The organism is Vibrio genomosp. F10 str. ZF-129, from assembly GCF_000287055.2.
Taxonomy (GTDB): Bacteria; Pseudomonadota; Gammaproteobacteria; order Enterobacterales; family Vibrionaceae; genus Vibrio.
In genome coordinates, this window is the sequence record NZ_AJYQ02000003.1 from 1 (window position 1) to 25,910 (window position 25,910).

Here is a 25,910-nt window from a genome sequence, read left to right on the forward strand (position 1 = left end):
ATCAAGTTGCTGCAAAAATCAGCTCGAAAGATCATCACGCCCTAGTATGTATTAAAACAGGGGCTTCCCTATCATTTGGATCTGTGCAACTGGTTGTTCAGATAGGGTCACTTTTATGTGGGTGATGGATTGATTCCCAATATGAAGGCTTGAGTACCATGCTGGGTTTGACCAATCCACGTTAAGAATTTGCGCCAAGATCAGACGAATTGTCCCACCATGACAGACAACGAGAGTATCATCCTGAATCTTTGTAGTCAGCTCCAGCCAACCTTGACTCACTCGTTCATGGAAATCTTGTAAACGCTCGGCATTGGGTAACGTGTGATGCGCGGGATCGACCCAAAATGTCGATAACTGTGGCCACATGGGTTGCAGCTCATCAAACGTCTTACCATCGTAGTCGCCGAAGTTGAATTCCTGGAATCGTGTCTCGATTCGATAAGGTATTGATGACTCCAACCTATGCAGTTTTTCTGCCAGTGCACGGCAACGAGACAAAGGAGACGTAATGACGGAAGCGAACTCAATGGCATATTTATTCAGTGCATCGGCAATCTGGGTTTGTGTGTCGCTACAGACTGGCACATCGGTTCGCCCGTTTAGCGCGGCAGGCCCAACTGTTTTCCCATGCCGTAATAAGTAAACATTGACTACTTTATCCATACATCACTCTCGTTATTCTGGTGTTTTGGCGGCTTTATTGCTTTATTGCTTTAGTGTCATTGGCAAGCCTGCTGCAATAAATTCCACTCGGCTAGAAATTGATGCGATTTTTTGGTTCATCCAGCCGGCATGATCAACGAACATTCGCGATACTTTACCCAGTGGAACCACACCTAGCCCAACCTCGTTTGAGACCAAAATAATCGTGGCACTGGTCTGTTTAAGCACGCTTTGTAATTCCGTTATTTCGCTCTGCACCGCCTCTGACGTGACATTGTCACCCCTGGAGAATATAACGTTATTCAACCATAACGTTAGGCAGTCAATTAAAACAACATCATGAACGGTAAAGGTATTTATCGTCTCTACGAGGTTTATCGGGATTTCATGTTCAATCCATCGTTCATCTCTTTGCTCTTGATGATGTCGTATTCGTTGCTTCATCTCTTCGTCAAACGCTTGAGCCGTCGCCACGTAATGCAACTGTGTTACGCCCTCTTTGCCTGAGGATAAGCACTGTTTAGCTTGCTGCTCCGCATGGCTTGATTTTCCAGAACGGGCTCCGCCCAGTATAAGGTGAATACTCATAACCAACCTCCAAGCACGTTAACCTGATTATGAGCGAAGCCAACAAGTATCAGGTAAATGAGCAACTCACTGAGTTGTTGCGCTGCACCTAAACAATCACCGGTAAAGCCACCTATTCGTGCTAACAACCATCGTTTAAATGCATAACGGGCTATCAACAATGCTAAGGTTAGAGCACAGGAAACGAATGGTGTCATAATCAATAACGTCAATGCCGCGCATGCTATTAGAAACGCAAGTTCCGCAGGGGTTTGGGTTTGAGCTAATGGCTTACTTTTACTGGTATCATTATCGCTCACGTATGGCATATCAAAAATAAGTGAAGCCGCGACAGTTCGACTCATCGTATAGGCCATAATCACGGTAAGAAAGACAAGCATTCCACCGTTTGCGTCTCGCTCCGTTAATTCACTCAATAATAAAAACTTACCCAGAAGTCCCATGACTAATGTTGCCGCGCCGTAGGTTCCTATGCGGCTATCTTTCATGATCGATAAGCGCCGCTCTATACTCATTCCTCCGCCAATGCCATCCGCCATGTCTGTTAAACCATCTTCATGGAATGCGCCCGTCAACATTAAACTGAAGGCGAGCATAATAAACAGTGCTATGTCATTGGGAAGAATGAGGGACAACAGCCAGAAACTTCCACCGCAGAGGGCCCCTAATAATGCACCGACCAAAGCAAAGTAGCGCCCTGAACGATTCATGCGTTCTGCGCTGTAAGGCGTATCCTTAGGAATAGGAATGCGTGAAAAAAAACTGAGCGCTAACCAAAATAGGTCACGCTGATACCTGAACCAAGCGACCATTAGACGGTCACGCCCGCATCTTCAAAGCTCGCCATATTATTATAGAATTCGGCTGCTGCTCTCACTAAAGGCATAGCAAGCACCGCCCCGGTTCCCTCACCTAAACGAAGTGAGAGATCAAGCAATGGGTCTGCCCCGAGTTCTTCCAGCAGTGTTTGGTGCGGAGATTCTTTCGATTTGTGCGCAAAAATCATATAGGCACGACAGTCAGGCTCAATTAAGCTAGCAACGTAAGCGGCCACGGTCACGATAAAGCCATCAACAATCACGGGAACGTTCTGTTTATAGGCGCCAATAAATGCACCCACCATTTGAACGATTTCAAACCCTCCCACCTGTGAAAGCACATCGATTGGATCATTGGATAAGCATCGTTTGACACCTTGTGAAACAAGCTGATGTTTTTTATGCAGTTGTTCAGGGGTAATCCCTGTGCCTAGCCCTACGCATTCGCTCACTTCACGCTGACTCAATGCAGCCATGATGGCCGAAGCACTACTGGTGTTACCAATACCCATTTCACCAAACATCACCACATTAGTGCCTTGTTGGATAAGGTCGGTCACGATGGTCTGACCGAGTTCAATGCCTTCCTTCACCGTTTTTTCACTCATAGCCGCTTCCAGAACAAAATTTTCTGTTCGGGCCCCAAGCCGCTGATTAATGAAATCCTTATGATCGAAGTCAACCGGATTCATTATGCCTGTATCGACCACTTTCATCGCGACATTGTTCACTCGGCAAAAACAATTGATTGCCGCGCCTCCTGACAAGAAATTGAGAACCATCTGCTGGGTAACGGCACTAGGCGCAATACTGACACCTTCATCGGCAATCCCGTGGTCTCCAGCAAACACGATTACCGTCGGCATAGTAATGCTTATTTTATCTGTAACCTGCTGTTTGCCTTGGCTTTGAATGGTTGCCAACTGAAACGCCAGTTGTTCAAGCTGCCCTAAGGCACCAAGCGGTTTGGTTTTAGTGTCAATGCGTTGTTGAATGGCTTCAGAAAAGGTGTGTTGCAACATGATGGGTAAGCTCTCATCGTTTGGGCATGGCGCTATCTAACTTATTAAATTAGCGACTATGTCTGGTAAGTCCTTTTAAATTTATCGGTTCAGTTTAACTCGAAATCAACATGTTAACTATTAAACAAGTGCAATCGAAATGGGAAATGTTGATTCAACACAAACCTGATCACCCAAACCGCCTGTAGAATCGACCTATAAACTCATGACCCTATCGTAAAAGAGATGAGGGTTTTAGGTTTGTCGCAGACTCTCTATATAGTCACACTTAACAGCATTTATCACTTGTTTTTTTACATTAGGTCACAGAAGGTGCTTTACTGTTTCTATATATTTTGATTAATCCATTTTCTAGTGGCATTTCAATTCAAATTGCTTATGCGACAAGGCAACACATTTAGGACGATTTGAATGAGTATTCCGGGTGATAACACAGCAGTGATTCTAGCGGGTTCTTCTGGGCTTGTTGGCACTGAAGTGTTGAAACAAGTACTAGAAGACGACTCTATCTCACACGTTTATGCATTAGCACGTAAAGAGCTTCCTTTCTTTCATTCAAAGCTTGAGCAAATTCTTGATAATGAATTGCGTGTTTTAGAATGGAACAAAGAAAACCCAAAACCGAACATTGGCATCATCAGCTTAGGCACAACGCTTGAACAAGCCGGTTCCAAAGAAAAGCTAGAAGAAGTCGATTATCAGCTGGTGTGTGATGTTGCTCAATCAATGAAAGTACTCGGAGTAAAGAAGCTGGCGGTGGTTTCAAGTATTGGTGCCTCCCCTTATTCGTTTTCACACTACTTAAAGTGTAAAGGAAGAATGGAACAAACGATTAGCAGCATAGGCTTTGAAAAGCTTGTTTTTGCCCAGCCTGGTCCATTGGTTGGTTTACGAGATGAACCTAGAAGAAATGAAGCGGTGGTCGAGTACATCCTCAAAATGCTTACGCCACTTATGATCGGGCCTTTGACAAAATACGTTCCAATTAAGGCCAGCCATGTTGCTACAGCAATGCTGTGTGACATTTTTGATGACAGCACCGAATCTGAGAGGACAATAGATAGTGCTGAAATGGAACGATTACATGCACAATGCCGTTAATTGGCACAACTTTACGATATCTATAATTCTATGCGTTTAAGAATCTAGCGATAAAAATAACTGATTAAAAAAAGAATTATGGCATTTTATTTAACATCTAAGCAGTCCGTTAACGTGTCGTAATACATCCTATCCATACCCTCTAATAACTAAGATGTTATGTATCTTCCCTCGCCTTCATCTAAAACACACCTCTCTCTTTGAAATAGAAATCATCACTAAAATAAATTTTAAAATAAATGTGATCGCTTTATTTCTTTTAATCGTAACTATCTCTGAAACACAAACTCTGCGATTAAAAAAGGAATAATAATATGTCTATCAAAATAACTGCTGCTTTAACTATGTTACTGGCTACTTTGTCTTTTTCTACTACCGCGGTGGCACATAACCACGGCATGAAGGAAGATATCGTTGATGTTGCTGCCGGAAACGGATCGTTTAACACCCTTGTTGCTGCGGTAAAAGCTGCCGGTCTTGTTGACACATTGAAAGGTGATGGACCATTTACTGTTTTGGCTCCAACTGATGAGGCCTTCGCTAAACTGCCAGAAGGTACGGTTGCTATGCTACTAGAACCAGAAAACAAAGATAAGCTTGTGGCGGTTCTAACCTACCACGTTATCGCAGGTAAAGTAATGGCTGCTGACGTTGTTAAACTTGATAGTGCGACAACCGTACAAGGCCAAACGGTTATGATCAAAGAAAGCTACGGCAAAGTAATGATTAATAACGCAAATGTGGTCGCGACTGATGTAAAAGCAAGCAACGGCGTTATTCACGTTATTGACACGGTTTTATTGCCAAAATAAATTCACACCTTTTAATCAGAACATACAGGGCGGTTAATACGCCCTGTTTTCAATCGTTTTGAGTCGTTAAATATAAAGCCGATACCCTGTATAGAATAGGTTATATGAAGGACTATTATTTCCCTTAAATTATTTTAATTTTATTATGTCCGTTTTGAACATTCAGATTTATGATTAAAAAAAAATGATAAAACGACCGTTAAACTTCTATTAAAATAAAAAAGAGCCTAAATCTCTTTAGGCTCTTCATATTATATAGGATAAAATAAACTTAGGTGAATACACTAAGATTATTAATCGCGTAAGAACTGATTAGCTGTAAAAAGCTTCAACAGTGCCTTTTAATGTGATGAGAATTGGCTGGCCGCGACGATCAAGCGCTTTAGGAGAGGGGATCTTTACCCAACCTTCACTGATGCAATATTCCTCGACATCGAAACGCTCTTTGCCGTTAAGACGAATACCAATTTTATGTTCAAAACAGGCTGCCACATGGTGAGGGCTGCGAGGGTTACCCGCAAGGCGGTCTGGTAGAGCAGGTTGCGATGTAGTGTCGTTCATATTCGAAATCTGTAGTAACTATAAAGTGCGCCATTGTAGTCAATATAAGACCAACGCTCAAGAGTTACAGCAACCGACGACACTCTTCGCTTACAAATCGTCATTAATAATCACTCTCTACTAACCTTAGAAAGTAGAAAGATATTGGGCCTAAATGTTAAGGGGCTAGATACTGGATGCTAGGAGACTAGACCCTCAATGCCTTGGCTTTCCGACCAAACAGCAAACTCATTGCCACTGGGTTCGGTAAAGTGGAAGCGACAACCACCAGGAAATTCAAATATGTCTTGAATGATTTTACCGCCATTCTCAGTCACTTTGTGAAGCGTTTCCTGTATATTCTCGCTATAAAATACAATTAGTGCACCACCCTTTTTCGTTTCATTACAAGCGTCAGATCGAAAAAAGCCACCATCTAAACCTTGATTATTAAACGCGATATAATCGGGACCAAAATCGACGAATTCCCAGCGGAATGTGGATGAAAAGAATGATTTTGTTGCATTCAAATCATGAGCGGGCAATTCAATATAGTTGAGCTTTTCGTGTTGGTGCATCCTATCCATCCTAAACCGTTCCTAATGACGTTTTGTAATCTGCTACCCTATATTAGTCGTGACTTTCGCTACCAACTTTTGATTTGAATTGATTTCCATGCGATTGATAAACTTCCGAGTACCCTTCCCATCCATCATTATCACGAGTACGGGATACGAGCCCATCTCCGTAAAGCACGATCATAGAGAATGAGATATGAATGACCAAAAGTGCTCCTAATGCATAATCCGATTCGTGAAGAAAGAAAAAACCGAGTACAAAAACGAGACTGGAAATAATCACCATCAATGTATTTTTTGTTGTGGTTTGCATACTAACCATCCGTGATGTAAGAATTTGTAACTATTCTAACGTTTGTTGAGCGTACATTCTTCGAGTCAGTTAACAGATACATGGGCAAACGTACTTTCCGAGATTCATAACAGACTCAGACTTCTATCCCTAACTCTGTTCGTTTTCTTTTGCTCAAACCCATAGATACAATGCGATAAGATTCAGAAAGGTAATACTTTAGATCATCATCTAGCTTACCTGACGTCTCTGTTTGCTGAATCCATTTCATGCCACGATTCGCAAAATAAGGAGCAGGAATATACCCTTCGCTATCACTCAGAAAATCATAGTTTTGTTCCGAGGTTTTAAACGTAAATGCTGGGCTGTTATTTTTGCTCCACCCACCAATCGCAAACACTTTCCCTCCAACTTTCCAAACATTCGAGTTACCCCATTGCACCACGTGAGTGGTCGCTGGAAATGACGCGCAGAACCGATTAAATTGTTGATAATCCATTAATCCTATCCTCCAAGTAATTATGTGGCCTAAATGAAATCGATTGACGCGATTAACCTTATTGATACGATTTACGCGTTTAGTCGACTTAGAATTAAACTCAGCATTAGATCCACTATCGGCCAAATCGGGCGTTGTACATTGAGTACGATACAGCCAGAATCATACAAGTCGCCGCTGGTATCAATAAGGCGTAAAAGTATAACGCACCAAAAGATATGGCCCCTAAAGTGCCACCTAAAATGAAGCCGCTAATGATCAGTAAAAACAGTAATGCTTTTCTATTATCAAACGGTTCACCCCTTAATTTTGCTCCTATCATAATACCTAGGTCAGTAAAAATTCCCGTTACGTGTGTGGTTCTAATCACAGCGCCGCTAAACGTCGTGACAAGAGCATTTTGTAATCCACACGCAGCAGAAGCAAAATAATGGCCAGGCAACGCATTCTTGGTTAAAAAGTAAATGGAGAATAGAAGGAAAATGGCCTCTAAAAAAAGTAACCGACTGTAGTTACGCCCCAATTGAAGTGCTCCGCTACGCAAGTAAAAACCAGATATAGCCGCACCAGCAATAAAACTCATGAGAACCAACAACAAATGGGAAATGGTATTAAACGATGAAGTAACCATCCCTGTGCCTATCATCGTCGCAGTACCCGACAGATGTGACACAGATTGATGGTTAAAACCTAGTAAACCAATTGAATTGATAAAACCCGCGATAAGCGCTAGAACAAACGCGCCGTATTCGATCCAACGAGGTAATTTTGAAATCACAAGTATCCTTTAGGCTGCAACCGCCATATTAACGAGGAGGAAAGCATTATATCGAGAATCGATACATGCTCAAAATACAGCACTAAATGAAGAGGAACAATATAACTCTCGTCTTTGTGGTGACAATCCAGATATCTCGATTTACAAACCACCAGCTAGGTCAAGATAATTTCCGGTTGAAAATGACGATTTTTCTGATGCTAGCCAATAGATCGCTTCCGCGACTTCTTCCGGTTGTCCGCCTCTTTGAAGAGGAATAACGCTTTTTAGCCTTTCTATTCGCTCTGGTTCTCCACCGTCAGCATGCATATCTGTATGGATGAGCCCCGGACGCACACAATTAACCCGGATACCTTCCGCCGCGACCTCGAGTGATAAACCTTTGGTTAACGTATCGATTGCGCCTTTTGATGCTGCATAATCTATGTATTCATTCGGAGAGCCTGAACGAGATGCACCCGATGATACATTAACAATGACACCACCCTGCCCGCCATGGCGTGTAGACATTCGCTTTACGGCCTCTCGGCAACATAGAAAGTAGCTCGTCACGTTATTGACCAATATGGTGTTGATTCTTTCGGCCGTCATGTCTTCCAAACGTGATTGCTTTCTCAATATCCCAGCATTATTGACCAATACAGAGACGCCACCGAGTTTTTCATCCACCGTCGAGAACATTCGAATAACATCCTCTTCACTCGACACGTCTGCTTGAACAGTAATGCACCGCCCTCCTTGCGCTAGTATCGAATCGGCAACCTTTTTAGCTGCTCCAGAATTTGATTTGTAGTTGATGCAAACCGCATAGCCTTTACTCGCGAAGAGCAGTGCCGTTGAGGCTCCAATCCCGCGTCCGCCACCAGTAATGATGGCTACCCTGTTATCTTTCATCTTCTATCCATATGATTATTATAGTCTGTGTCGAAAATGAGTCTAAACCCAGTAGCCCTTTCGACACCCAGTGGCCATCTCTACGACCTTGTTAATTTTTGTCTTTTATCTCGTGTCCACACTCTAAGGAGCGACAACAAAAACACCAAGAGAAGAAGAACACTGATGGTTGTTAAATTTTCAATGCCTAGTGTGTCAAAGGTTTCTCCGAAAAAGAAGCCACCACCCACCATCACTACGACCCATAAGGTCGCAGAACTCATGTTCAAAAGCGTAAATTTACGCCACTTTATGTCCGTCAACCCGAGTGGTAATGCCCCTATCGTGCGCAGACCTTTAGGATATCGATAGATGAAGATATACGCGGTCCCGTACTTTTGGGCTAATGCCGCCGACTTTTCAAACAAACGCCCAAACGTTGTTGAACGATCTACCCAAGCAATGCCATAGGTATTGGCGACCCAAAAGCGAATTTCATCCCCTAGATATCCTCCTAGGAAGGTGGCTAGTGCAACCCAAGGTAACTCGAGAGCACCTAAGTAGGCTGCGTAACCTGCAAAAAGCGGTAGCCAACCACTTTTTAAGGCGCAATACAAAAAAAGCAGCGCATAAACCAACACACCATAATCTTCCAATAAACCGGTCACTGTTTCCATATCGTCCTCTATTCGTGATAACACACCTAGTCATAACACACTGCGAAATACACATAGTGCATGGTCGTTATACGTGACTAAATGGCCATTAGGTCACTATTTAGTGTTAGTACGGATAGTTAGTTTTAGAACGGATAGTTAGTTTTAAAATGAATATTGACTTATACAACGCATATTTATAAGGGCGTGTATTTTAACGATTCATTGGGTTATTGGTTCATAACGCCATTTGTGGCCTGATTGCAGGCCGAAATACATTACATTACGCACTCTTGAGCCGCCTTCGCTCTTGCGATGCCCTTATCAATCAAACTCATCGCTTCTTCACCGGTGATTGACGAAAGAATCTTGTCGAGAACTTTCTCAGCGGTTGATTCTGAGGATGCTTCAACCAAACAGCTGTATGCATTGGCAACATGGTCTGAGATTTGAGTTAATTCTTCAGGATTAGCGAAATCAGCACTCAATGCTTCTCCGATAGACGACGCTAACTCTTCTGCAAGTTCCGCAGTCTCACCAAATTGTTCTAAGTTGAGCTGGTCGAAATCAATCGAATCAATTTGTGATTGGATACTGTCTACCGCTTGGTTTGCTGCCTGCTGAGCTTGGTCAATGGCCTTGGTGGCATCGTCACAGCCAGATAAAGCGAAAGCAACAATAGATAATGTCATCAGTTTTTTCATTTTGATTCCTTACTTATAGTAACTAAACACATTCAAACAATGGTTGTTAAATAGAAACCATATGGTTTCTATACACTTAGTTCAATTGGAATTTTTCACTACCGTTTAGGGTTATAAATAACCTTCAGCATTACTATAAGCTTCAAGTTCAATGGGTGCTTCAGCATAACCAAAAATCGAAAGTTGCAGTAGATAATCTTTCGTAAACGCTTCAAGACCCACTGTTTCAGCTTGCTTTACATGGATCAATTCATGAGACAACAACAGTTTGTCCCCTTTTGCTTGGTTTGCAATCCAAATGCCGTACCCAAAAGTCGCGCCGATAAAATATGGAGAATCCAACCCTAACCTCTGCATTTGAAACAACAGTGATTCGTTCTCTGGTAGAGGCAGCGTATCAGCGTAAATTACACGTACTTTCTCTGGATGCTTGATTCCTATCCGGTGAGCCACTTCAATAAATTGAGGAGATAACGGCTCACCTTGCAACAAGGCTATTTGCTCATTTTTTTCGACGTATTTCATTGATAATGGTAAGTAGGCTTCTATTTGATCAACCATATGGCTAGGTGGGTTTGCATAGATCGCCGTTTTATCTTGGCAGCCAAATAAGGCAAGCGATGTTAATACTAACAATGCTGCTTTTATCACTGTATTCACTTTCTCTGAATTCCTTTTATACAATTAGTTTTAATAATCAAACGTTCCGCTGTCAGTAAAAACTGTCGCTGATACATTCACTCCAAGAATAACCGCAAGGACAGACACTGTAAATGCCATGAGTAGAGCGTCCACTCTAGTGTGGTGAGGTTGAATATTCAGGATCGTACGCTGGTAAAAACGTTCATTGACCAAGGTGCTTATGCCGATGGCTAAAATACACGGAACGAAAGAGACCATCGCAAAGCTTAGCGGAGGGGTATGAACTGTCAATGGGGCTATAAAACAATCATGTCGTCATAGCCAATGATGACGCTATCGGGTGCTTCGTTTCTTATAAGCCAGTCATCTAAATCGTGTCCAATGTGTGTGATGACCAGTTTTTTAGGCGCAAGTAACTTCTGAATTTCTTTCGCGGTATCAATGTTGCCATGATTGCTCCCTGAGTGTTGTGGTGGAAATGAACAATCAATCACGAGTGTGTCAAGAGAGGCTCTATCGCTCAAAAACTGTAACGTTTCATTGGGTAATCCGTCAGTGTCTGTGAGATAAGCAATCGACTGATCTTCATATTCAAATAGATAGCCAACGGTTGGCCTTGAATGACGCATCTTTAAAGGTGTGACTCGTAATCCTTCAATATTGACCAGCCGAACATGTGTCATTTCAGGGATAAACTGCAAACATCCAGAATGTTTAAGTAGATCAGCGCAACCTAGAGGATCGTCCGGGCACCAAACTGGAATCGAAGCGCCGTTACCCCACCTTAAATGAAATAGGCCTTGTACGTGATCAACGTGAAAGTGCGTCAGCAAAAAACCTAGGTACGACCCTGATTTGAAGCGTCGATGTAAATCCATAATACCGGCATCAATGAGTAGGCGATTTTTGCTCTCGCCGTCTCCCCACTCCACCATTGCAGAGCAGGGTTTACGTTCCCGCTCTTTTTTCTCGGTAGCGATGGCGCAGGCCGTGCATTCACACCCATACAGTGGCACGCCACCTGCGGCCCCAGTACCGAGTAAAGTCAGTGTCAGCATTTGTCTCCCTTCACCCGACACCGTTCTTTTATCAGTGTCGAAGGTTTTTAAGTACTTTTTGTCATTGGCTTAGCCAAACAAGCGGGCATTTGGCTGATTATCCATTTGACGAGAAAACTGTGCGACGGTTTCTTGCAGTGTTCCGCTATTATTCAGCAAAATCGCGTCGTTTGGGCGAACTTCGTCGTATTGAACGGCTCGTTCCAGCCGTTGGACAATTTCAGTCCTGTTTTCTCGCCCCCGTTTAATCAGCCTCTGCTGTAATATATCGGGGCTGACGGTTATCCATACGACTTGCAATCGGCTACCGTATTTCTGTTTCGCAGTGGGTAGATACGCTCGAGACCCATTAACCATAACATTCAAGCCTTCACTCAGCCAATGGTCGACCTCTCTGCCAACGCCATAGCAATATCCGTTTGCATGCCAGTGCATAGTAAATAAGTTCCGTTGAATACGAAGTGAGAACTCTTCCTCAGACAGGGCAATATGATTTTCACTTCCTGCCGATGCGGGTCTTGTAATGTACCGATGCGCGACCATCAATTGATCACAAAACACGCTTCTGAGGGCATCCATGATCGAATCTTTCCCCGCCCCAGAGGCCCCTAGTACGTAGAACAACTTAGCCATGCCCGCTTCCTACTTTCAATTAATTTATCTAAATAGTCATTCGATTTTTGTAGTGAGTTTCTACGACTCACGCTTTATTAAAACACGCGTTTTCCCTGGCGTAATACCTGTTGTATTAAAGGCTGGCCGGCGCGACGCTCAACCAGCAATAAATCTGCGCGCAAGCCCTCATGTATCGAACCTCGGTCATTAAGACTAAGCGCCGACGCTGGGTTAGATGTTGCTAATCGTGTCGCTGCAGCTAAATCCAAGTCGTTTCGTTCGTCATCAGCCAGGCCAAATACCGCCTCTAAAAGACTGCCCGGAAAGTAATCTGATGATAGCGTGTCGAGTACACCAAGGGTTGCCAGCTCATGTGCAGCCACATTGCCCGAGTGAGAACCCCCTCTAACGACATTAGGCGCACCCATCATCACTTTTAACCCCAATTCATGAGATCGTTGAGCTGCTTCTATTGTGGTAGGAAATTCTGCTAGAACCAGCCCCAAAGAATGTGACTCATCGACATGGGCTCGCGTGGCATCATCGTGACTGGCAAGTGGAATGCTTTTCTCTCGGCACAGCTGCGCGATGGTTTTACGATTGATATCCGAGAATTGGGCAGATTGTTGTCGCTGCTGCTGTTCGAAATCCGTCATTTGTTGATCGTTCAAGTTGTACTTCCCTTGGTAGTAGTCGTAGTACTTCTCAATGCTGACGAATTGACGTTGGCCCGGAGAGTGATCCATCAACGACACCATGTGTGTTTGCTCCAAATCAAGGTACTTTTTAGCGAGATCGACGGTGGCCTCATGGGGCAATTCGCAACGAATGTGTACAAAGTGCTCTGCGCGATTCAAACCCAGCTCCCCACTTGTTACGATGGTATCAATCATTTTATCGAGGTTGTCTTGACGATGACCACCATCTCGAACATCACCCACGGCAATCGCATCCAGTACGGTTGTAATCCCTGCGCCTATCAGTTGAACATCGTGTGCTGCCATAGCAGAGAGCGGCGGCCAGCTGACTTTTGGTCGTGGCGTAAAATACTTTTCCAAGTTGTCTGTATGCAGTTCAATGAGACCTGGCATAAGCCAACCTTGATTGCCGTCTACCGCACCAGGCATCTGGCTTTTGGAATCAGACATTGAACGGATGATGCCACCCTCTACTTCAATCGATCCATTGACCACTTCGTTTTCTAATACCAGTTGAACATTAGTAATAATCATTGTTCTATCCTTTTTTGTTAAGCTTTGCGAAGTGTCGCCGTTGAAATATCGTAATATTTGTCTGCCACGCTTTGACGAACAAACTCATCGTGAAAAATGCCCACAATCGCGGCACCTCTTTGTTTTGCTTCTTGAATTAGCTCTATAACCACTTGGCAGTTTTTTTCATCCAGTGAGGCTGTCGGTTCATCAAGCAATAAAATAGGTGAATCAACAATGAAGCCTCGGGCAATATTCACCCGTTGCTGCTCTCCACCAGAAAAAGTCGCCGGAGCCAATGACCAAAGCGGCTCTGGAACGTTTAGGCGAGTAAGCAATGCCGCGGCTTTTTGCTTGGCTTGTTTCTTGTCTACTCCTTGTTCGATTAGGGGCTGGGCCACCACATCTAACGCACTGATGCGAGGGATCACTCTTAAAAATTGACTGACCCATCCCAGCGAATTTTGACGGACCTCCAATACTTCTCTTGGTTGGGCATTGGCAATATCGACCCAAGTCGCTTGGTGTTCGCATCTGTTTCTTCTTACATCACACGTATTCGTCATATCGCTTATAGCGTTTGAGTCACGAACATGACTCACACCATTATGGCGGACCCATATATGCCCTTCGTCGACTAAGTAATTGGCGTACAGGGCTCTAAGCAATGTGCTTTTCCCCGATCCAGAGCGCCCCAAAAGTACAACACATTCGCCCTTATCAACTGAAAAACTGCTTTTCGTCAGAACAGGCAACTTGGCACCACTTTGATTGTGAAGAACGAACGTTTTGCTCACGTTAGATACCGAAAGCATCGTATTCATGTCGGTCAGTCGATCATCCTTTGCGTATGTCACACTGGCTTCTTTTTGGTGTCGTTCACCAACGGGGGTTATCACGGTATTCATTACGGCTCCTTATCCTTGGATGACTGACGAAACAAGCAATTGTGTATAGGGGTGCTGAGGATCATCGAGTACTTGGTCGGTAAGCCCACTCTCCACAATACGACTCTCTTTCATGACCACCAAACGATGAGCAAGCAATCGTGCAACCGCTAAATCGTGAGTGACGATCACCACAGATAAGCCGAGTTCCATTACTAAGTTTCGAATCAAATCGAGTAACCTTGCCTGAACAGAAACATCGAGACCGCCTGTAGGTTCATCCATAAAAATAAGCTTTGGGTGTGTGACTAAATTTCGCGCGATTTGCAGCCTTTGTTGCATTCCGCCAGAGAAGGTAATGGGCATGTCGTCTATCCGGTCGCGAGGGATTTCAACTTGATTAAGCCAATCCAGTGCTTGAGTACGAATATCTCCATAGTGTCGGCTTCCTACTGCCATTAAGCGCTCTCCAATATTGCCTCCTGCAGAGACTCGAGGTCTAAGCCCGTCCATTGGATGTTGGTGAACCACGCCCCATTCAGTGCGCAATAACCGTCTGCGTTCACTTTCTGTCAGCCCATAAAGGCTCGCTCGCTCACCATGCGGTAGCTGATACTGAACCACGCCGCTATCGGGTATTTCTCTCCCCGACAACACACGCAATAAGGTACTCTTTCCAGAGCCTGATTCGCCTACAATCCCCAGTACTTCACCAGGCCAGAGTTTGAAGTCGATATCCTGACACCCTTTACCAGGCTGATACAGTTTCGATAGCCCCTGAACATCTAACAATGGTGGATGAGTTTCCACAGCGCCTTTTTTTTCTAGATCAGAGCCTTTGCTTTCTATATCAGCGAGCGTCCCTTTTTCATTAAATTGACTGGATTGACTCAATTGATTGCTAGTATTTAGTCGATTCGGTTCACCGCATCGAGTGAGTTTGCTTAATTCAGTTACTGACACGATGTGACCTCATCTTTTGGGCTTGACATTACGTTGGATACAGCTCCAGATACTGGTTTCACCATAGAGTCCGAAATAGAATCCGAACTAGAGCTCGAGCTACTGTTTGATGTTGACGCTAATGAGTGGAGTGATTGTGATGCTGCGTGTTCATGGCAATAATCCGTGTCTGAGCAGACAAATATCCGGCCCCCTTTATCGTCTGTCACGACTTCGTCTAAAAAGCTCTCTGTTGAACCACAAATACAACAAGGCTCGTCCCATTGCTGTACTTCAAATGGGTGGTCATCAAAGTCGAGGCTTTTTACATCGGTATAAGGTGGAATGGCATAGATCCGCTTCTCTCGGCCTGCTCCAAATAATTGCAGTGCTGGCATTTGATGCATTTTCGGATTATCAAATTTTGGTATCGGTGAGGGGTCCATGATGTATCGCCCATTAACATGAACTGGGTAAGCGTACGATGTAGAAATATGACCGTAACGTGCAATATCTTCATACAATTTCACATGCATGACGCCATACTCTTCAAGCTCGTGCATTTTCCTCGTTTCCGTTTCTCTCGGTTCAATAAAACGCAACGGCTCAGGAATAGGCACCTGATAAATAAGAATCTGCCCATCTGTTAATGGCTTTTCAGGAATACGGTGGCGAGTTTGAATTAAGGTCGCATCCGAAGTACGTTCCGTTGTTTCTACCGCAGCAACTTTTTCAAAAAACTGTCTGATCGATACTGCATTGGTAGTGTCATCGGCCCCTTGGTCGACCACTTTAAGCACATCGGGTTGGCCTATAATTGCGGCCGTTATCTGAATGCCACCGGTGCCCCAACCATAAGGCATTGGCATCTCTCGGCCACCAAAAGGAACTTGATACCCGGGAATGGCAATCGCTTTCAATAGCGCTCGGCGGATCATTCGCTTGGTCTGTTCGTCGAGGTAACCATAGTTATAGCCATTCTTTAAATTCAGGTCAGTCGTCATTACCTTGCTCCTTTTCCGTTTTGATTCTGGCATCAAACTCTTTTTGCAGCTTACGAATCAACGCTAGCTCAGATTGAAAATCAACGTAATGCGGTAGCTTCAAATGACTCACAAACCCTGATGCTTCAACATTGTCACCATGAGACAACACAAATTCTTCATCTTGCGCAGGCCCTTGTGGCACTTCACCATATTGTTGGCACTGTAATGAACGGTCTACTAATGCCATCGACATCGCTTTACGTTCAGAAAAACCAAATGTGACACCGTAACCCCTAGTAAAGCGAGCCTTTTCATTTTTGTTGCCAGTAAAGCCATTAATCATCTGGCATTCCGTCAGTTCGATATCACCGATTTCAATAGAAAAACCCAGCTCTTCCGGGATCAACTCTAACGTGACTTTTCCTGAACGAATTTCTCCTGCAAAAGGGTGATTTCGACCATAGCCACGTTGAGTTGAATACCCAAGCGCTAATAAGAAGCCTTCATCACTGCGGGCCAGCTGTTGTAACCTTGCGCTTCGATTGGCGGGAAAAGTCGGCGGTGTCACCGTAATATCATCCGGCAACTCTCCACTGTCATTTTCGGGTACGGCTAGATCAAGGTTTTCTAAAATCTTGAGGACTTGAGGGCACGCTTCATTACAACAACTGTCGAGCTCTGAGCTTTTGAGTTCTTCCCTACCAGGGTAATGATCATGGTGGAGCGAGTCATTACCTTCTGCGAGCAATGCAAAGTCGAGCAATCTATGGGTATAGTCATACGTAGGGCCGAGTAATTGCCCGCCGGGTAAATCTTTGTAGCTGGCGGAAATTCGGCGCTCTATTTTCATCTCTTCTGTATTGACGGGTTGTGTCACCGCAAGACGCGGTAATGTCGTGCGATATGCGCGCAGTAAGAAGATCGCTTCAATCAAATCACCACCGGCTTGCTTAATGGCAAGTGCCGCGAGTTCCTTGTCGTAAATACTGCCCTCCGTCATGACTCGATCCGTTGCTCCAGCAAGCTGATGAGCAATTTGGTCCACCGAGAGTGCATGTTGGGATTTTGGCCCGCGTCGCTTTTTTTCCTGTAAGCGGTGCGCAGCCTCTATCGCTTTTTCTCCGCCTTTTACTGCAACGTACATAATGCTTCCTTCTCTTCCTTCTCTTCCATCGCGACTTGGGTACTACGTGGCAATGCAATGACTTCGTTTTTACAGGAGAAGAACATATCAATGCCATGAGGAAAACACCCTCGACCCGTTTGTATTGCTTCAATGAGTGGGTCGCTTAATCCTTCAATTTTGACTTTGGTTTCGCCCTTAATTCCTGGGCCGGAAAAAATAAACGTGGTTCCGGTATGAAAACTCTCTACTTCGATAATCACTGAGGTGCTTCGGTCGGGGTAACTGTCGTCTCCCATTGCAAAGCCATATAATTCATCGAGTTCGTTCGCCAGTACCAACGCAAAATCCGCCTGTGACCGAGAATCAGCGACAGGTGAACCACAATGAAAACGTAAATTCTCCATCAGTGCTGTGTCGTTTAAGAATGCTTCGCCAAACCAGAGCGGCGTGACATTATCTGCCAACGTGAGCAGTACCTGAGTCGCTGCGGGGCTAACCGTGCCAAATTGTAATGTCGACAACAGCTCTACTTTTTTTCCGGGCCGAGAAACAGCGTCCATCAATAGTCTAAATGTCTGCTGCGCATCATGAACTGGGCTATCAAATCCCTTTGTGATGTAACTCATTCATCTTCTCCTCTCACCATAGTGAAAAAGTCCACCTTGCTTGTTGAGACTTCGCGAGCTTTGATTCGCTCATTTTTCTCAATATCAGCGGCTAATGGTTCGATTAATGCTTGATACAAATCACTTTGAAACTCGGTTTGCATTAACGCATCGACAACCGCAGCCACTTCCGCATGGTCCTTATTTCGTCCGGTTATGTAGCTATAGCCGAGTGCTCCTTGGTCTAACTGCACCACCGTTCTTACTATGGTCACATCGCCCATATTGAACGCATCACCGCTTGCTCCCATTTTTGCTCGTACTTGTGCAAGCCCAATTTCTGGCTCTCGTACGAAGTGATAACGTGTGCTGAATGACAGTTCATCCCAGCGCTGTTTTAATGTTTGATAGTCACAAAGAGCCAACACCGACATCCATCTTTTACGTTGCAGATGTTCTTGTGGATTGGAGGTTGAACGCTCTTGGGTATGCTGCTCTTGTTTCATTTAATGCTCCAAAACAATTTCGACTAAATCAGATCGTGTGTGTGACGATGAAAACTCAACAATCTGTTCGGTTCCTTTAATCACGTTGGTGGTTTTAAACACCATGACGGGCGTTTTCGCTGGCAATTGCAATAAGCGGCAGTCTGTCTTTGTTGGCATTGCTGCCCTTAGCCGAGTTGTCCTTCGACTCAACTGAATACCCAGCTTGTCTTTTAAGTAAGCGTGTAGAGAGCCGACTTCGAAGTATTTGACGACAGGCCACCAACTCACGTCTGCTAAATAGTGGTCGATAACGCTCGCTGGCATTCCGTCGATTTTTCGTAACGTCCTAAGCTTGATCACCATAGACTCCGCAGGCAGTTCAAATAAACCGGATATTTTGTCATTCGCTGCCACAAGACTGCGTTCAATAACCTGACTGGTTGGCAAACTCCCTTGTTCAAGTAAGTTGTCGGTAAAGTGCGCTCCCGAATGCAATGGGTAATCAAACGGTTGGCTCACCACCATATTTCCGCGCCCTTGTTGCCGTTCAATCAGCCCGTTAAACACCAGTTCATCAATCGCTCTCCGAACAGTATGGCGATTCACATCAAAACGTTTCGCCAGCGTTGATTCAGCAGGTAGGTATTCCCCACCTTGAAAGTAGCGGCGTACGTCATTTTCAAGGTGCTTAGCGATATCAAGATAAATCCGCATGTTCGTTCCGTCCTTTTTACGTCGTCATTCTCTATTCAACTCAGTACTTATCTAGACAAGTTACGACAAAATTTTTATATAAACCGCTTGCGAATGTACTGTGAAGCAAAGTCAATCAGACTCACGGTGACAATGACGATCAACATGATTGAAGCCGTCTGCTGAAACTGGAAACCTCTGATGGCTTCCCATAGCAGCACTCCAATACCACCAGCACCCACCATCCCAACCACGGTGGCGGATCGAACATTGGATTCAAGGCGATAGAGAGTGAACGAAATCCACAACGGAAGAACTTGAGGCAACACCCCATAAAGGACTTCTTCCACTTTATTTGCCCCTGTGGCACGAACCCCCTCAACCGGGCCTAGATCGATCGCTTCAACGGCCTCGGAAAACAGCTTTGCCAACACGCCAGTGGTGTGAATAAAGAGCGCAAGAACACCTGCAAACGGGCCAAGCCCCACCGCCACGACAAACAGCATGGCAAAGACCATTTCGTTAATCGCACGTGCCGAATCCATCAATCGTCGCATCGGTTGATATATCCACCACGGGGCAATATTGTCAGAACAAAGCAAACCGAATGGAATCGAAAGTAGAACCGCGAGAATCGTTCCCCATAGTGCTATTTGAATGGTGATGAGTGTTTCTTCTACATAGAGCTTCCAGTGAGTGAAATCCGGAGGGAAAAAATCCGAGGCCAACTCGACCATGTTCCCTGAGTCTTCAATTAACTGAGCTGGATTCATTTCCGCGCCCTGCCATGACCACGCGAGTATGAGTGCTATCAACAACATCGAAGCAAAGCGCTTCCATTGCGAGATAGGGTGTATTGGGAGTACTAGAGTTTTACTGCTCATTATGTCGATCCATCAGACGGTTGTTTGTAATCCAGCTCGTTAAAATACGAAGTTCAACAGAGCAGGCTTGATTTGGTTTACGACTTTGTTTTAGTCGCATTGGTTGAGTTTCGTTCGTTGCGCTTATCATTCTTTGAATAAGTTGAATAATTTGAGCCGGAAAGCAAAAACCTTCCAGCTCAACGTATTTCAATGCTTATTCCATCGCTTCAAGCGCACTCATTTGGCGGTTTAACGCGGCCAGTGTGCGTTTGGTTTGAGAGAGTTTTTCAACTTGGTCATCCGATAACTTTGCTTGAGCACTTAACGCATTCAGCTGCTTATAAAGCGCAAGTTGACGAATTGGCAAAATTTGCAAGTCGCTTGATGGTTTGAACGGAGCCCAATCTAGGTCTTTTAAGATCGCCACCTCACGCTCATCACCAGTGGTGCCGTAATCCATGAAGAAGCGGTATACATCGTTCTTAACTGTTTCTGGAAGGTTCTTACGCCATACAATTGGGTCAGATGGAATCAGAGGAGAAGTCCAAATAACCTTGATGTTTTTATATTTCTCTGGATTAGTACGCTCAAAACGACGCATGTTTTCCGTATTGTTGGTGGCAACGTCTACTTGTTGGTTAGCCACCGCAAATAAATTCACTTCGTGGCTTGAGTTCAAGGTACGTTTAAAATCAGATGGCTGAATGTTGTTTTTCGAGAAAACATAGTAAGACGGAACCAAGAAACCTGATGTTGAGTTTGGATCACCGTTACCAAAAGCGAGTTCAGAGCGCTTTTCGATCATATCTTCAACGCTGTTGATTGGGCTGTCTTTGTGAGTGACCAATAGACTCCAGTAACCAGGGTTACCTTCAGAATCGACCGTTTGAGCAAAAATTTCACCCCCAGCTCGGTCGACCGCCTCCATCGCAGACTTGTTCCCAAACCATGCCACATCAACTTTATCAAAACGCATACCTTGAATGATGCCCGCGTAATCCGGCGCAAAATAGGCTTTGACTTCCATACCTAGTTTCTTACTCATGTCTTTTAAGAACGGGTCCCATACGGTTTTTAAGTTCTGCTGTGATTCCGTTGAGATAATGCCAAAATTCAATGATTCCATTTTCTCTTCAGCTGAAACCGATGCAGTCATCGTTGCGGTAAGCAGACCAACGCCACAGGCAATCGTTTTTAGTACTCGTAACATCTTCAATGTCCTTTGTGTGTTAACTAATAAGAGGGGTTGACGGGTTATTAATCGAAATAGGTGATGTTTGCTCTCCTAGTTCGACTGTGACTTCTGGCTTGTAACAGTAGAGTGCGTCCAATGCTTGTTTATCAATATTGGCGCTTTCTCCTTGGTAGAAAATCTTTCCTTCTCGCAGGGCGATAACGTGCTTGCAGTATTTGAGGGCATGCTCGACCTGATGCAGTGTCACAACAACGGGAATGCCCTCTTTTTGATTGATGTCGCTCAGCAGTTCCATCACAATCCGCGACGACTCGGGATCAAGAGAAGCGATAGGTTCATCAGCAAATATGATCTTTGCTTTCTGCATCAATGCTCTGGCAATAGCGACACGTTGCTGTTGACCGCCAGACAGGGTTGATACACGCTGAGACGCAAAATCTTTCATTCCCACGCGATCTAATGCGGCCATCGCCTCTTGTTTTTGTAACTCAGTAAAGTTGCCACTTAGGGTTCGCCACAGAGGTGTGCTACTCATTGCGCCAATCAAAACATTTGTCATCACGGACAATCGATTGACCAGATTAAATTGCTGAAATATGTAGCCCGCTTGAGCGCGGCATTGTCTGACTTGAGAGGTGGCACGACCTTTGGCTTGGACCGTTTCGCCAAGCACTCGAACTTCACAAGTATCGTTTTTGTCGCTGTAGACAAGCCCACTCAAATGGCGAAGTAAGGTTGATTTTCCTGATCCTGAAGGACCAAGTAACGCCGTCATTTCTCGATAGTTAATGCTAAAATTTACCGCATCGAGGGCTTTGTTGTTTCCAAAGGTTTTCGTTAAACCTGTGACTTCGATAATGCTGTCCATAATTCAGGGCACCTATGTGTTTAGTGTCCCTATCGTGTCGTTTGTATGTGTCGTTTTTATAAACAAAATATTTCAAGACGTTGACAGCGTTATTGCAATGGAAAGAGGTATAAACAGGGGAATGCCTACGGCGACTGTGCTTGAAGCGATTATCTAGACAAGCCTGTTCACTTATCTAGATAACCTCGTCATGAAAGGTTCATATAAATGGCGATGAAAATGCGAAAAAAAGGGCGCCACCGTTTGGTGTCGCCCTGATAAATGAAGAATGTTGCATTATGGCTTGTCGAGCAGCGCTTTATCTATTCAAGCTTTTCGATTCGAGCCTTTTGATTCATGCTTTTCAATTCACGTGCAGTTAGCTCAAGCTTTTTTGACGTATTTCGCGGTCACCAACATCTCTCCCACACCATCCACTTTGCAATCGAGTTGATGATCCTTGCCTTCAATGATTCGCTTGATTATCGCTTTCGTTCCGATCTTGAGGTTCAAAGAGCTGCCTTTCACTTTTAAATCTTTAACCAGAGTCACCTTGTCACCTTGCTCTAACGGTTTGCCATTCAAATCGCAGACGGTAAAAACGTCTTCCGTTTCGTTGGGATTCCATTCGTAAGCGCATTCCGGACAAATTAGATTCGCTCGGTCTTGGTAAACGAATTCAGATTGGCAATTAGGGCAAGCAGGAAATGACATGAGATGATAACTTCTGTTAATAAATTTCTGTCAATGATAATCGTTCTTTGCTGGTTGATCGAGAGCAATCTCAACGTGTAACTTACCGCAGCAATAGCCTAGTCCTATCAAATCAATAGGTATAACCAACGGGAGTGCTATTTATTATTCCCTCGTATTTGCGTATCTTAATAAGCATTACGTTAATACGACGTCACCATAAAAAGAATAGAGAATCCTATGTCTAGCATTAATACTCGTTGCCCATCATGCTCAGGGCTCAATAAAATTCCGACTGACCGTATTTCAGAAAGTCCAAAATGTGGTAAATGTCAGGCGCTCTTATTAGATGGCGCACCTATTGAGGGGACATCATCAAACATAGACGCATTACTTCAAAGCGATCAACCCGTAGTGATTGATTTTTGGGCACCTTGGTGCAACCCATGTGTTGGCTTTTCACCGGTTTTCGAGCAATCAGCAGCGGACAAACAAGGGCAAGTACGCCACATAAAAATCAATACTGAAGATCAGCAAGAACTCGCAGCAAAATACCGAATTCGCAGTATCCCAACGATCATGGTGTTCAAAGGCGGTAAGCAGGTCGATATGATCAATGGTGCATTGCCGAAGAGTCAGTTTGATCAGTGGCTTAGCCAAGCTGTTGCCCAATAGAAAATTGTTCAAGAAACAGGTTTAGGCCAAACTTCTCAATCAGGCTAAAATACGAATCGATAAAGCGAGTCTAAACTCATAGACTCGCTTAGTTTTTGGTGACGATTATTATCTTCATTCTAATAACGCCATGTTACTAATTCGGACAATCAGCCAGCTACTTGTTATTTCAATGTGTACTTAATATCGTTATCTCTATTTTCCCATATTGGAACATTCAAAGTAGAAAGCTTCATCGAATTAACTTCCTGTTTGGTACTGGTAGTGACATTAATGCCCCACTTCTCAAAGAACTCGACTAGATTGAACCCACTCGCTTTACTTGACTCAATAACAAATCTTTGTATTTTCGTGTCATTAGAAATAGAAGAAGAATACATGCTATTTTCACGGTAATTAAAGCCTAACTGTTGGTAGAACTCTTCTCCAAACGCTAGATCTAACTGCCAAAACATCCCTAATTTCCCCCAGACATTTAATGAATCGAAATCTTTAATAGGTTTGTTTAAATATGGAAATATCACATTATCCCAAGTGCCTTTTGTTTCTAATCTTGATTCAATATTGAACTTGCGATTTATATACAAGGAAGTTAAGTTAACCGTTACTTCTCCCATCCCTGACCAGGTGAACGGTTGAATTTGCATATGATGTCCAAGCTCATGCCATGGTCCCCAATCTCCCGCTTTATTGTCCTCTACAACGAAAATATTTTTCAAACCATTATCTGAGCAGGCCATTAGTCTCCACATCCAAGCATTCATCGATCCTGAGCATTTATCATTGTTAATAGTGCCTTCTGGTTCTAAGCCATCAACAAAATGAAATTTGTGGGATATTATCCTATGAGGGCTATTTCGATCATCGGATGTAATGCCGTATTGTTCTTGTGCCCATTGTATCGCATCATCCCAACCAGATATTAGCCTTTCAGGGCCATTACCCTCTATATATTCAAGTGCTGGATATTTTTTTGCCGTGATAATTATGTTCTCTCCAACTAACTCAACATAGGGGATATCACTATAGTCATTCAACATCTCTTTCCAGTCATTTAGAGTGTTTTCATTCAATTTAAATCGAGGGAAAGGTTGGCCCCCAGAGATTAAATCGACTTTAACGTTGCTGTTATTTATCTTAGCGTCATTATATATATAGAGTATCCCACTTTTATTAATTTCTATTTCATTGGATCCTTTTGTTAAGCGATGTTTTTCTGCATGTTTGAATTTATATGTTCTATCATCGGGAAGGGAGATGAACAATTGAGGAAGCTCAGATAACGCAGCGCCATCAATGCTTAGATTCACATCCAAAGTTTCTCCCTTGTTTACCCAAAACCCCGTTGATTGTAATGGTGTCGGTGCCATACGGCGTCGTTGGTCAGATTGCAGGTCGCTTGATTTACCGGGTTGTTCTACCGAAAAACTGCGCGGCATAAGATCATCGCCAGAAGCGACGGAGACAACAATATTATCCGTGTCAGTAAGTTCACCATCACTGACCGTTAACTTAAACATATAATCACTATCACCATGATTGCCGGATGGAAAGCGGACATTGGTATATTTTGATTGTGGATCCGTGATTTCAGCTTGTGGCCCAGAAATTTGTTCCCAATGATATTCTAGCTTATCACTGTCAACATCGGTCGATAATGAACCATCTAATTGAACTTCTGCTGGCAGTGCGTCAATTTGAATGTCTTTTCCTGCGATCGCATTTGGGCGTTGATTCTTTGCTGCTAAGCCCGTAATAGAGACATTATCGACCGCTTGAGCTTTACCATCATTAACCGTTAGCTGAAAAGTATATAGCGCATCTTCAGTTAACCGTGGTAATTCAAAACTGGCTATCTCTTTTTGGCTATTACTAATGTCAACACTTGGCCCTGAAACTTGTCGCCATCGGTAGGTCAAGCGGTCGCCGTCTTCATCAAACGAATCCGAACCGTCGAGAACAACGGCCTGACTTGGTGAAAGAACTTCTATATCAGGCCCTAACTCAATACTTGGCGCGCGGTTAGCCTGCCCTGAGTTACACTCCGAGGAGTCAGGAATCGGTAACCAAGGATCATTGCCCCATCCGGACTGGTTTGATGATGTTGGGCCATTGGGATTGGGCTCGCTGCTTGAGCCTGCCCACCACTTTGATTTATATAACATTTGTTCATGGCACACTTCTACACCACCGGAATAACTTTTCCTTTCCCATTTTTCAGCCGCTATAGCCAATGAAGAACATGTACTGGTTATTAATATGCATATTGGCAAAATTTTGTTCGTTTTAGTCACTCTACTTTTCCCTTGTTTTACTTTGAAGGCAGAAAGTATTGAGTGGAACAAATGACATGTGTATGAAACGGTTCGTTACGTCGCCACCACTACATAGCAAGGCGTATAGTATAATTTCTTTTGTTGATTGAGGGCGTGTTGATCTTTCGCGGTTAAATTT

The 25,910-nt window shown here is 44.0% G+C and carries 32 protein-coding genes; 3 read left to right on the forward strand and 29 right to left on the reverse strand.

Annotation, left to right across the window (positions count from 1 at the left end):
• Positions 1-51: 51 nt before the first annotated feature.
• The 4 genes from A1QO_RS00990 to cobT are packed head-to-tail and all read right to left on the reverse strand — an operon-like array spanning position 52 to position 3,094.
• Positions 52-666 carry a histidine phosphatase family protein gene (locus A1QO_RS00990; RefSeq protein ID WP_017040028.1) on the reverse strand — a complete coding sequence of 205 codons (615 nt, stop codon included), beginning with the start codon at positions 664-666 and terminating at the stop codon, positions 52-54.
• A gap of 42 nt (positions 667-708) precedes the next feature.
• Positions 709-1,254: a bifunctional adenosylcobinamide kinase/adenosylcobinamide-phosphate guanylyltransferase gene (gene cobU, locus A1QO_RS00995; RefSeq protein ID WP_017041241.1), complete on the reverse strand. Its 546-nt coding sequence runs from the start codon at positions 1,252-1,254 to the stop codon at positions 709-711.
• Positions 1,251-2,066, reverse strand: coding sequence for an adenosylcobinamide-GDP ribazoletransferase (locus A1QO_RS01000; protein WP_017040026.1), 816 nt, complete (start codon positions 2,064-2,066; stop codon positions 1,251-1,253). Before A1QO_RS01000 ends, cobU begins: the two co-directional genes overlap by 4 nt.
• The gene (cobT, locus tag A1QO_RS01005; protein ID WP_017040025.1) at positions 2,066-3,094 is read right to left on the reverse strand and encodes a nicotinate-nucleotide--dimethylbenzimidazole phosphoribosyltransferase; all 1,029 of its coding nucleotides are present in this window, start codon (positions 3,092-3,094) and stop codon (positions 2,066-2,068) included. The genes A1QO_RS01000 and cobT overlap by 1 nt, the downstream gene beginning before the upstream one ends.
• 411 nt (positions 3,095-3,505) lie before the next feature.
• On the opposite strand from cobT, the gene A1QO_RS01010 reads away from it, so the two are divergent.
• Complete coding sequence (locus A1QO_RS01010) at positions 3,506-4,195, forward strand: hypothetical protein (protein ID WP_017036630.1); 690 nt, start codon at positions 3,506-3,508, stop codon at positions 4,193-4,195.
• 314 nt (positions 4,196-4,509) lie between these two features.
• Positions 4,510-5,007: a fasciclin domain-containing protein gene (locus A1QO_RS01015; RefSeq protein WP_017036629.1), complete on the forward strand. Its 498-nt coding sequence runs from the start codon at positions 4,510-4,512 to the stop codon at positions 5,005-5,007.
• A gap of 312 nt (positions 5,008-5,319) precedes the next feature.
• Here the strand turns inward: A1QO_RS01015 and A1QO_RS01020 are convergent, their stop codons facing one another.
• The 24 genes from A1QO_RS01020 to A1QO_RS01135 all read right to left on the reverse strand — a co-directional run bounded on the left by A1QO_RS01020 (position 5,320) and on the right by A1QO_RS01135 (position 22,802).
• Positions 5,320-5,568 (reverse strand): DUF3297 family protein, encoded by a 249-nt coding sequence (locus A1QO_RS01020; protein WP_017036628.1) that lies wholly within the window; start codon positions 5,566-5,568, stop codon positions 5,320-5,322.
• A 179-nt stretch (positions 5,569-5,747) separates the two neighbouring features.
• Entirely contained in the window at positions 5,748-6,125 is a 378-nt protein-coding gene (locus A1QO_RS01025) for a VOC family protein (RefSeq protein ID WP_017040024.1), read from the reverse strand.
• Between the two features lie 52 nt (positions 6,126-6,177).
• Positions 6,178-6,438: a hypothetical protein gene (locus tag A1QO_RS01030; protein WP_017040023.1), complete on the reverse strand. Its 261-nt coding sequence runs from the start codon at positions 6,436-6,438 to the stop codon at positions 6,178-6,180.
• Positions 6,439-6,553: 115 nt separating this feature from the next.
• On the reverse strand, positions 6,554-6,916 hold the full coding sequence (locus tag A1QO_RS01035) for an MmcQ/YjbR family DNA-binding protein (protein ID WP_017040022.1): 363 nt from the start codon (positions 6,914-6,916) through the stop codon (positions 6,554-6,556).
• Between the two features lie 115 nt (positions 6,917-7,031).
• The gene (locus A1QO_RS01040) at positions 7,032-7,694 is read right to left on the reverse strand and encodes a YoaK family protein (RefSeq protein WP_017036624.1); all 663 of its coding nucleotides are present in this window, start codon (positions 7,692-7,694) and stop codon (positions 7,032-7,034) included.
• Positions 7,695-7,835: 141 nt separating this feature from the next.
• Positions 7,836-8,588, reverse strand: a complete 753-nt coding sequence (locus tag A1QO_RS01045; RefSeq protein WP_017036623.1) for an SDR family oxidoreductase — start codon at positions 8,586-8,588, stop codon at positions 7,836-7,838.
• Between the two features lie 80 nt (positions 8,589-8,668).
• Complete coding sequence (locus A1QO_RS01050) at positions 8,669-9,244, reverse strand: DedA family protein (RefSeq protein ID WP_017040021.1); 576 nt, start codon at positions 9,242-9,244, stop codon at positions 8,669-8,671.
• A 257-nt stretch (positions 9,245-9,501) separates the two neighbouring features.
• On the reverse strand, positions 9,502-9,927 hold the full coding sequence (locus tag A1QO_RS01055; RefSeq protein WP_017036621.1) for a hypothetical protein: 426 nt from the start codon (positions 9,925-9,927) through the stop codon (positions 9,502-9,504).
• A 111-nt stretch (positions 9,928-10,038) separates the two neighbouring features.
• On the reverse strand, positions 10,039-10,587 hold the full coding sequence (locus A1QO_RS01060; RefSeq protein ID WP_017036620.1) for a hypothetical protein: 549 nt from the start codon (positions 10,585-10,587) through the stop codon (positions 10,039-10,041).
• A 278-nt stretch (positions 10,588-10,865) separates the two neighbouring features.
• Positions 10,866-11,627: a phosphonate metabolism protein PhnP gene (gene phnP, locus A1QO_RS01065; protein WP_017040020.1), complete on the reverse strand. Its 762-nt coding sequence runs from the start codon at positions 11,625-11,627 to the stop codon at positions 10,866-10,868.
• Between the two features lie 69 nt (positions 11,628-11,696).
• A complete protein-coding gene (gene phnN, locus A1QO_RS01070) occupies positions 11,697-12,260 on the reverse strand; it encodes a ribose 1,5-bisphosphokinase (protein ID WP_017036618.1) in 564 nt (187 codons plus the stop codon).
• Between the two features lie 77 nt (positions 12,261-12,337).
• On the reverse strand, positions 12,338-13,531 hold the full coding sequence (gene phnM, locus A1QO_RS01075; RefSeq protein WP_277814216.1) for an alpha-D-ribose 1-methylphosphonate 5-triphosphate diphosphatase: 1,194 nt from the start codon (positions 13,529-13,531) through the stop codon (positions 12,338-12,340).
• Positions 13,492-14,277, reverse strand: a complete 786-nt coding sequence (locus A1QO_RS01080; protein ID WP_069580938.1) for a phosphonate C-P lyase system protein PhnL — start codon at positions 14,275-14,277, stop codon at positions 13,492-13,494. Before A1QO_RS01080 ends, phnM begins: the two co-directional genes overlap by 40 nt.
• A gap of 93 nt (positions 14,278-14,370) precedes the next feature.
• Positions 14,371-15,189, reverse strand: coding sequence for a phosphonate C-P lyase system protein PhnK (gene phnK, locus A1QO_RS01085; protein WP_050990368.1), 819 nt, complete (start codon positions 15,187-15,189; stop codon positions 14,371-14,373).
• A 104-nt stretch (positions 15,190-15,293) separates the two neighbouring features.
• The gene (locus tag A1QO_RS01090; RefSeq protein WP_017040091.1) at positions 15,294-16,286 is read right to left on the reverse strand and encodes an alpha-D-ribose 1-methylphosphonate 5-phosphate C-P-lyase PhnJ; all 993 of its coding nucleotides are present in this window, start codon (positions 16,284-16,286) and stop codon (positions 15,294-15,296) included.
• On the reverse strand, positions 16,276-17,412 hold the full coding sequence (locus tag A1QO_RS01095; protein WP_017040090.1) for a carbon-phosphorus lyase complex subunit PhnI: 1,137 nt from the start codon (positions 17,410-17,412) through the stop codon (positions 16,276-16,278). The genes A1QO_RS01090 and A1QO_RS01095 overlap by 11 nt, the downstream gene beginning before the upstream one ends.
• Positions 17,397-18,020 (reverse strand): phosphonate C-P lyase system protein PhnH, encoded by a 624-nt coding sequence (gene phnH, locus A1QO_RS01100; protein ID WP_017041243.1) that lies wholly within the window; start codon positions 18,018-18,020, stop codon positions 17,397-17,399. Before phnH ends, A1QO_RS01095 begins: the two co-directional genes overlap by 16 nt.
• Positions 18,017-18,505, reverse strand: a complete 489-nt coding sequence (gene phnG / locus A1QO_RS01105) for a phosphonate C-P lyase system protein PhnG (protein ID WP_017040088.1) — start codon at positions 18,503-18,505, stop codon at positions 18,017-18,019. The genes phnH and phnG overlap by 4 nt, the downstream gene beginning before the upstream one ends.
• Positions 18,506-19,201 carry a phosphonate metabolism transcriptional regulator PhnF gene (gene phnF, locus A1QO_RS01110; RefSeq protein WP_017037419.1) on the reverse strand — a complete coding sequence of 232 codons (696 nt, stop codon included), beginning with the start codon at positions 19,199-19,201 and terminating at the stop codon, positions 18,506-18,508.
• A 74-nt stretch (positions 19,202-19,275) separates the two neighbouring features.
• A complete protein-coding gene (phnE, locus tag A1QO_RS01115) occupies positions 19,276-20,064 on the reverse strand; it encodes a phosphonate ABC transporter, permease protein PhnE (protein WP_017036609.1) in 789 nt (262 codons plus the stop codon).
• Complete coding sequence (locus A1QO_RS01120; protein WP_017040087.1) at positions 20,054-20,257, reverse strand: hypothetical protein; 204 nt, start codon at positions 20,255-20,257, stop codon at positions 20,054-20,056. Before A1QO_RS01120 ends, phnE begins: the two co-directional genes overlap by 11 nt.
• A gap of 3 nt (positions 20,258-20,260) precedes the next feature.
• Positions 20,261-21,256 carry a phosphonate ABC transporter substrate-binding protein gene (gene phnD, locus A1QO_RS01125; protein ID WP_017036607.1) on the reverse strand — a complete coding sequence of 332 codons (996 nt, stop codon included), beginning with the start codon at positions 21,254-21,256 and terminating at the stop codon, positions 20,261-20,263.
• A 19-nt stretch (positions 21,257-21,275) separates the two neighbouring features.
• The gene (gene phnC / locus A1QO_RS01130; protein WP_017040086.1) at positions 21,276-22,109 is read right to left on the reverse strand and encodes a phosphonate ABC transporter ATP-binding protein; all 834 of its coding nucleotides are present in this window, start codon (positions 22,107-22,109) and stop codon (positions 21,276-21,278) included.
• A gap of 363 nt (positions 22,110-22,472) precedes the next feature.
• Positions 22,473-22,802 carry a zinc ribbon domain-containing protein YjdM gene (locus A1QO_RS01135; protein WP_017037417.1) on the reverse strand — a complete coding sequence of 110 codons (330 nt, stop codon included), beginning with the start codon at positions 22,800-22,802 and terminating at the stop codon, positions 22,473-22,475.
• A gap of 219 nt (positions 22,803-23,021) precedes the next feature.
• Here A1QO_RS01135 and trxC point away from each other — a divergent pair, with 219 nt between their 5' ends.
• Positions 23,022-23,456 carry a thioredoxin TrxC gene (trxC, locus tag A1QO_RS01140; protein WP_017036604.1) on the forward strand — a complete coding sequence of 145 codons (435 nt, stop codon included), beginning with the start codon at positions 23,022-23,024 and terminating at the stop codon, positions 23,454-23,456.
• Between the two features lie 164 nt (positions 23,457-23,620).
• Here trxC and A1QO_RS01145 read toward each other — a convergent pair whose 3' ends face one another.
• Complete coding sequence (locus A1QO_RS01145; protein ID WP_241790375.1) at positions 23,621-25,750, reverse strand: M60 family metallopeptidase; 2,130 nt, start codon at positions 25,748-25,750, stop codon at positions 23,621-23,623.
• Between the last annotated feature and the right edge of the window lie 160 nt (positions 25,751-25,910).

Bases quoted from the DNA above. Each gene is read 5' to 3' on its own strand.
- A1QO_RS00990 (WP_017040028.1), bottom strand. From the start codon at position 666: ATGGATAAAGTAGTCAATGTTTACTTATTACGGCATGGGAAAACAGTT.
- cobU (WP_017041241.1), bottom strand. From the start codon at position 1,254: ATGAGTATTCACCTTATACTGGGCGGAGCCCGTTCTGGAAAATCAAGC.
- A1QO_RS01000 (WP_017040026.1), bottom strand. From the start codon at position 2,066: ATGGTCGCTTGGTTCAGGTATCAGCGTGACCTATTTTGGTTAGCGCTC.
- cobT (WP_017040025.1), bottom strand. From the start codon at position 3,094: ATGTTGCAACACACCTTTTCTGAAGCCATTCAACAACGCATTGACACT.
- A1QO_RS01010 (WP_017036630.1), top strand. From the start codon at position 3,506: ATGAGTATTCCGGGTGATAACACAGCAGTGATTCTAGCGGGTTCTTCT.
- A1QO_RS01015 (WP_017036629.1), top strand. From the start codon at position 4,510: ATGTCTATCAAAATAACTGCTGCTTTAACTATGTTACTGGCTACTTTG.
- A1QO_RS01020 (WP_017036628.1), bottom strand. From the start codon at position 5,568: ATGAACGACACTACATCGCAACCTGCTCTACCAGACCGCCTTGCGGGT.
- A1QO_RS01025 (WP_017040024.1), bottom strand. From the start codon at position 6,125: ATGCACCAACACGAAAAGCTCAACTATATTGAATTGCCCGCTCATGAT.
- A1QO_RS01030 (WP_017040023.1), bottom strand. From the start codon at position 6,438: ATGCAAACCACAACAAAAAATACATTGATGGTGATTATTTCCAGTCTC.
- A1QO_RS01035 (WP_017040022.1), bottom strand. From the start codon at position 6,916: ATGGATTATCAACAATTTAATCGGTTCTGCGCGTCATTTCCAGCGACC.
- A1QO_RS01045 (WP_017036623.1), bottom strand. From the start codon at position 8,588: ATGAAAGATAACAGGGTAGCCATCATTACTGGTGGCGGACGCGGGATT.
- A1QO_RS01050 (WP_017040021.1), bottom strand. From the start codon at position 9,244: ATGGAAACAGTGACCGGTTTATTGGAAGATTATGGTGTGTTGGTTTAT.
- A1QO_RS01055 (WP_017036621.1), bottom strand. From the start codon at position 9,927: ATGAAAAAACTGATGACATTATCTATTGTTGCTTTCGCTTTATCTGGC.
- phnP (WP_017040020.1), bottom strand. From the start codon at position 11,627: ATGCTGACACTGACTTTACTCGGTACTGGGGCCGCAGGTGGCGTGCCA.
- phnN (WP_017036618.1), bottom strand. From the start codon at position 12,260: ATGGCTAAGTTGTTCTACGTACTAGGGGCCTCTGGGGCGGGGAAAGAT.
- A1QO_RS01080 (WP_069580938.1), bottom strand. From the start codon at position 14,277: ATGAATACGATGCTTTCGGTATCTAACGTGAGCAAAACGTTCGTTCTT.
- A1QO_RS01090 (WP_017040091.1), bottom strand. From the start codon at position 16,286: ATGACGACTGACCTGAATTTAAAGAATGGCTATAACTATGGTTACCTC.
- A1QO_RS01095 (WP_017040090.1), bottom strand. From the start codon at position 17,412: ATGTACGTTGCAGTAAAAGGCGGAGAAAAAGCGATAGAGGCTGCGCAC.
- phnH (WP_017041243.1), bottom strand. From the start codon at position 18,020: ATGAGTTACATCACAAAGGGATTTGATAGCCCAGTTCATGATGCGCAG.
- phnG (WP_017040088.1), bottom strand. From the start codon at position 18,505: ATGAAACAAGAGCAGCATACCCAAGAGCGTTCAACCTCCAATCCACAA.
- phnF (WP_017037419.1), bottom strand. From the start codon at position 19,201: ATGCGGATTTATCTTGATATCGCTAAGCACCTTGAAAATGACGTACGC.
- phnE (WP_017036609.1), bottom strand. From the start codon at position 20,064: ATGAGCAGTAAAACTCTAGTACTCCCAATACACCCTATCTCGCAATGG.
- phnD (WP_017036607.1), bottom strand. From the start codon at position 21,256: ATGTTACGAGTACTAAAAACGATTGCCTGTGGCGTTGGTCTGCTTACC.
- phnC (WP_017040086.1), bottom strand. From the start codon at position 22,109: ATGGACAGCATTATCGAAGTCACAGGTTTAACGAAAACCTTTGGAAAC.
- A1QO_RS01135 (WP_017037417.1), bottom strand. From the start codon at position 22,802: ATGTCATTTCCTGCTTGCCCTAATTGCCAATCTGAATTCGTTTACCAA.
- trxC (WP_017036604.1), top strand. From the start codon at position 23,022: ATGTCTAGCATTAATACTCGTTGCCCATCATGCTCAGGGCTCAATAAA.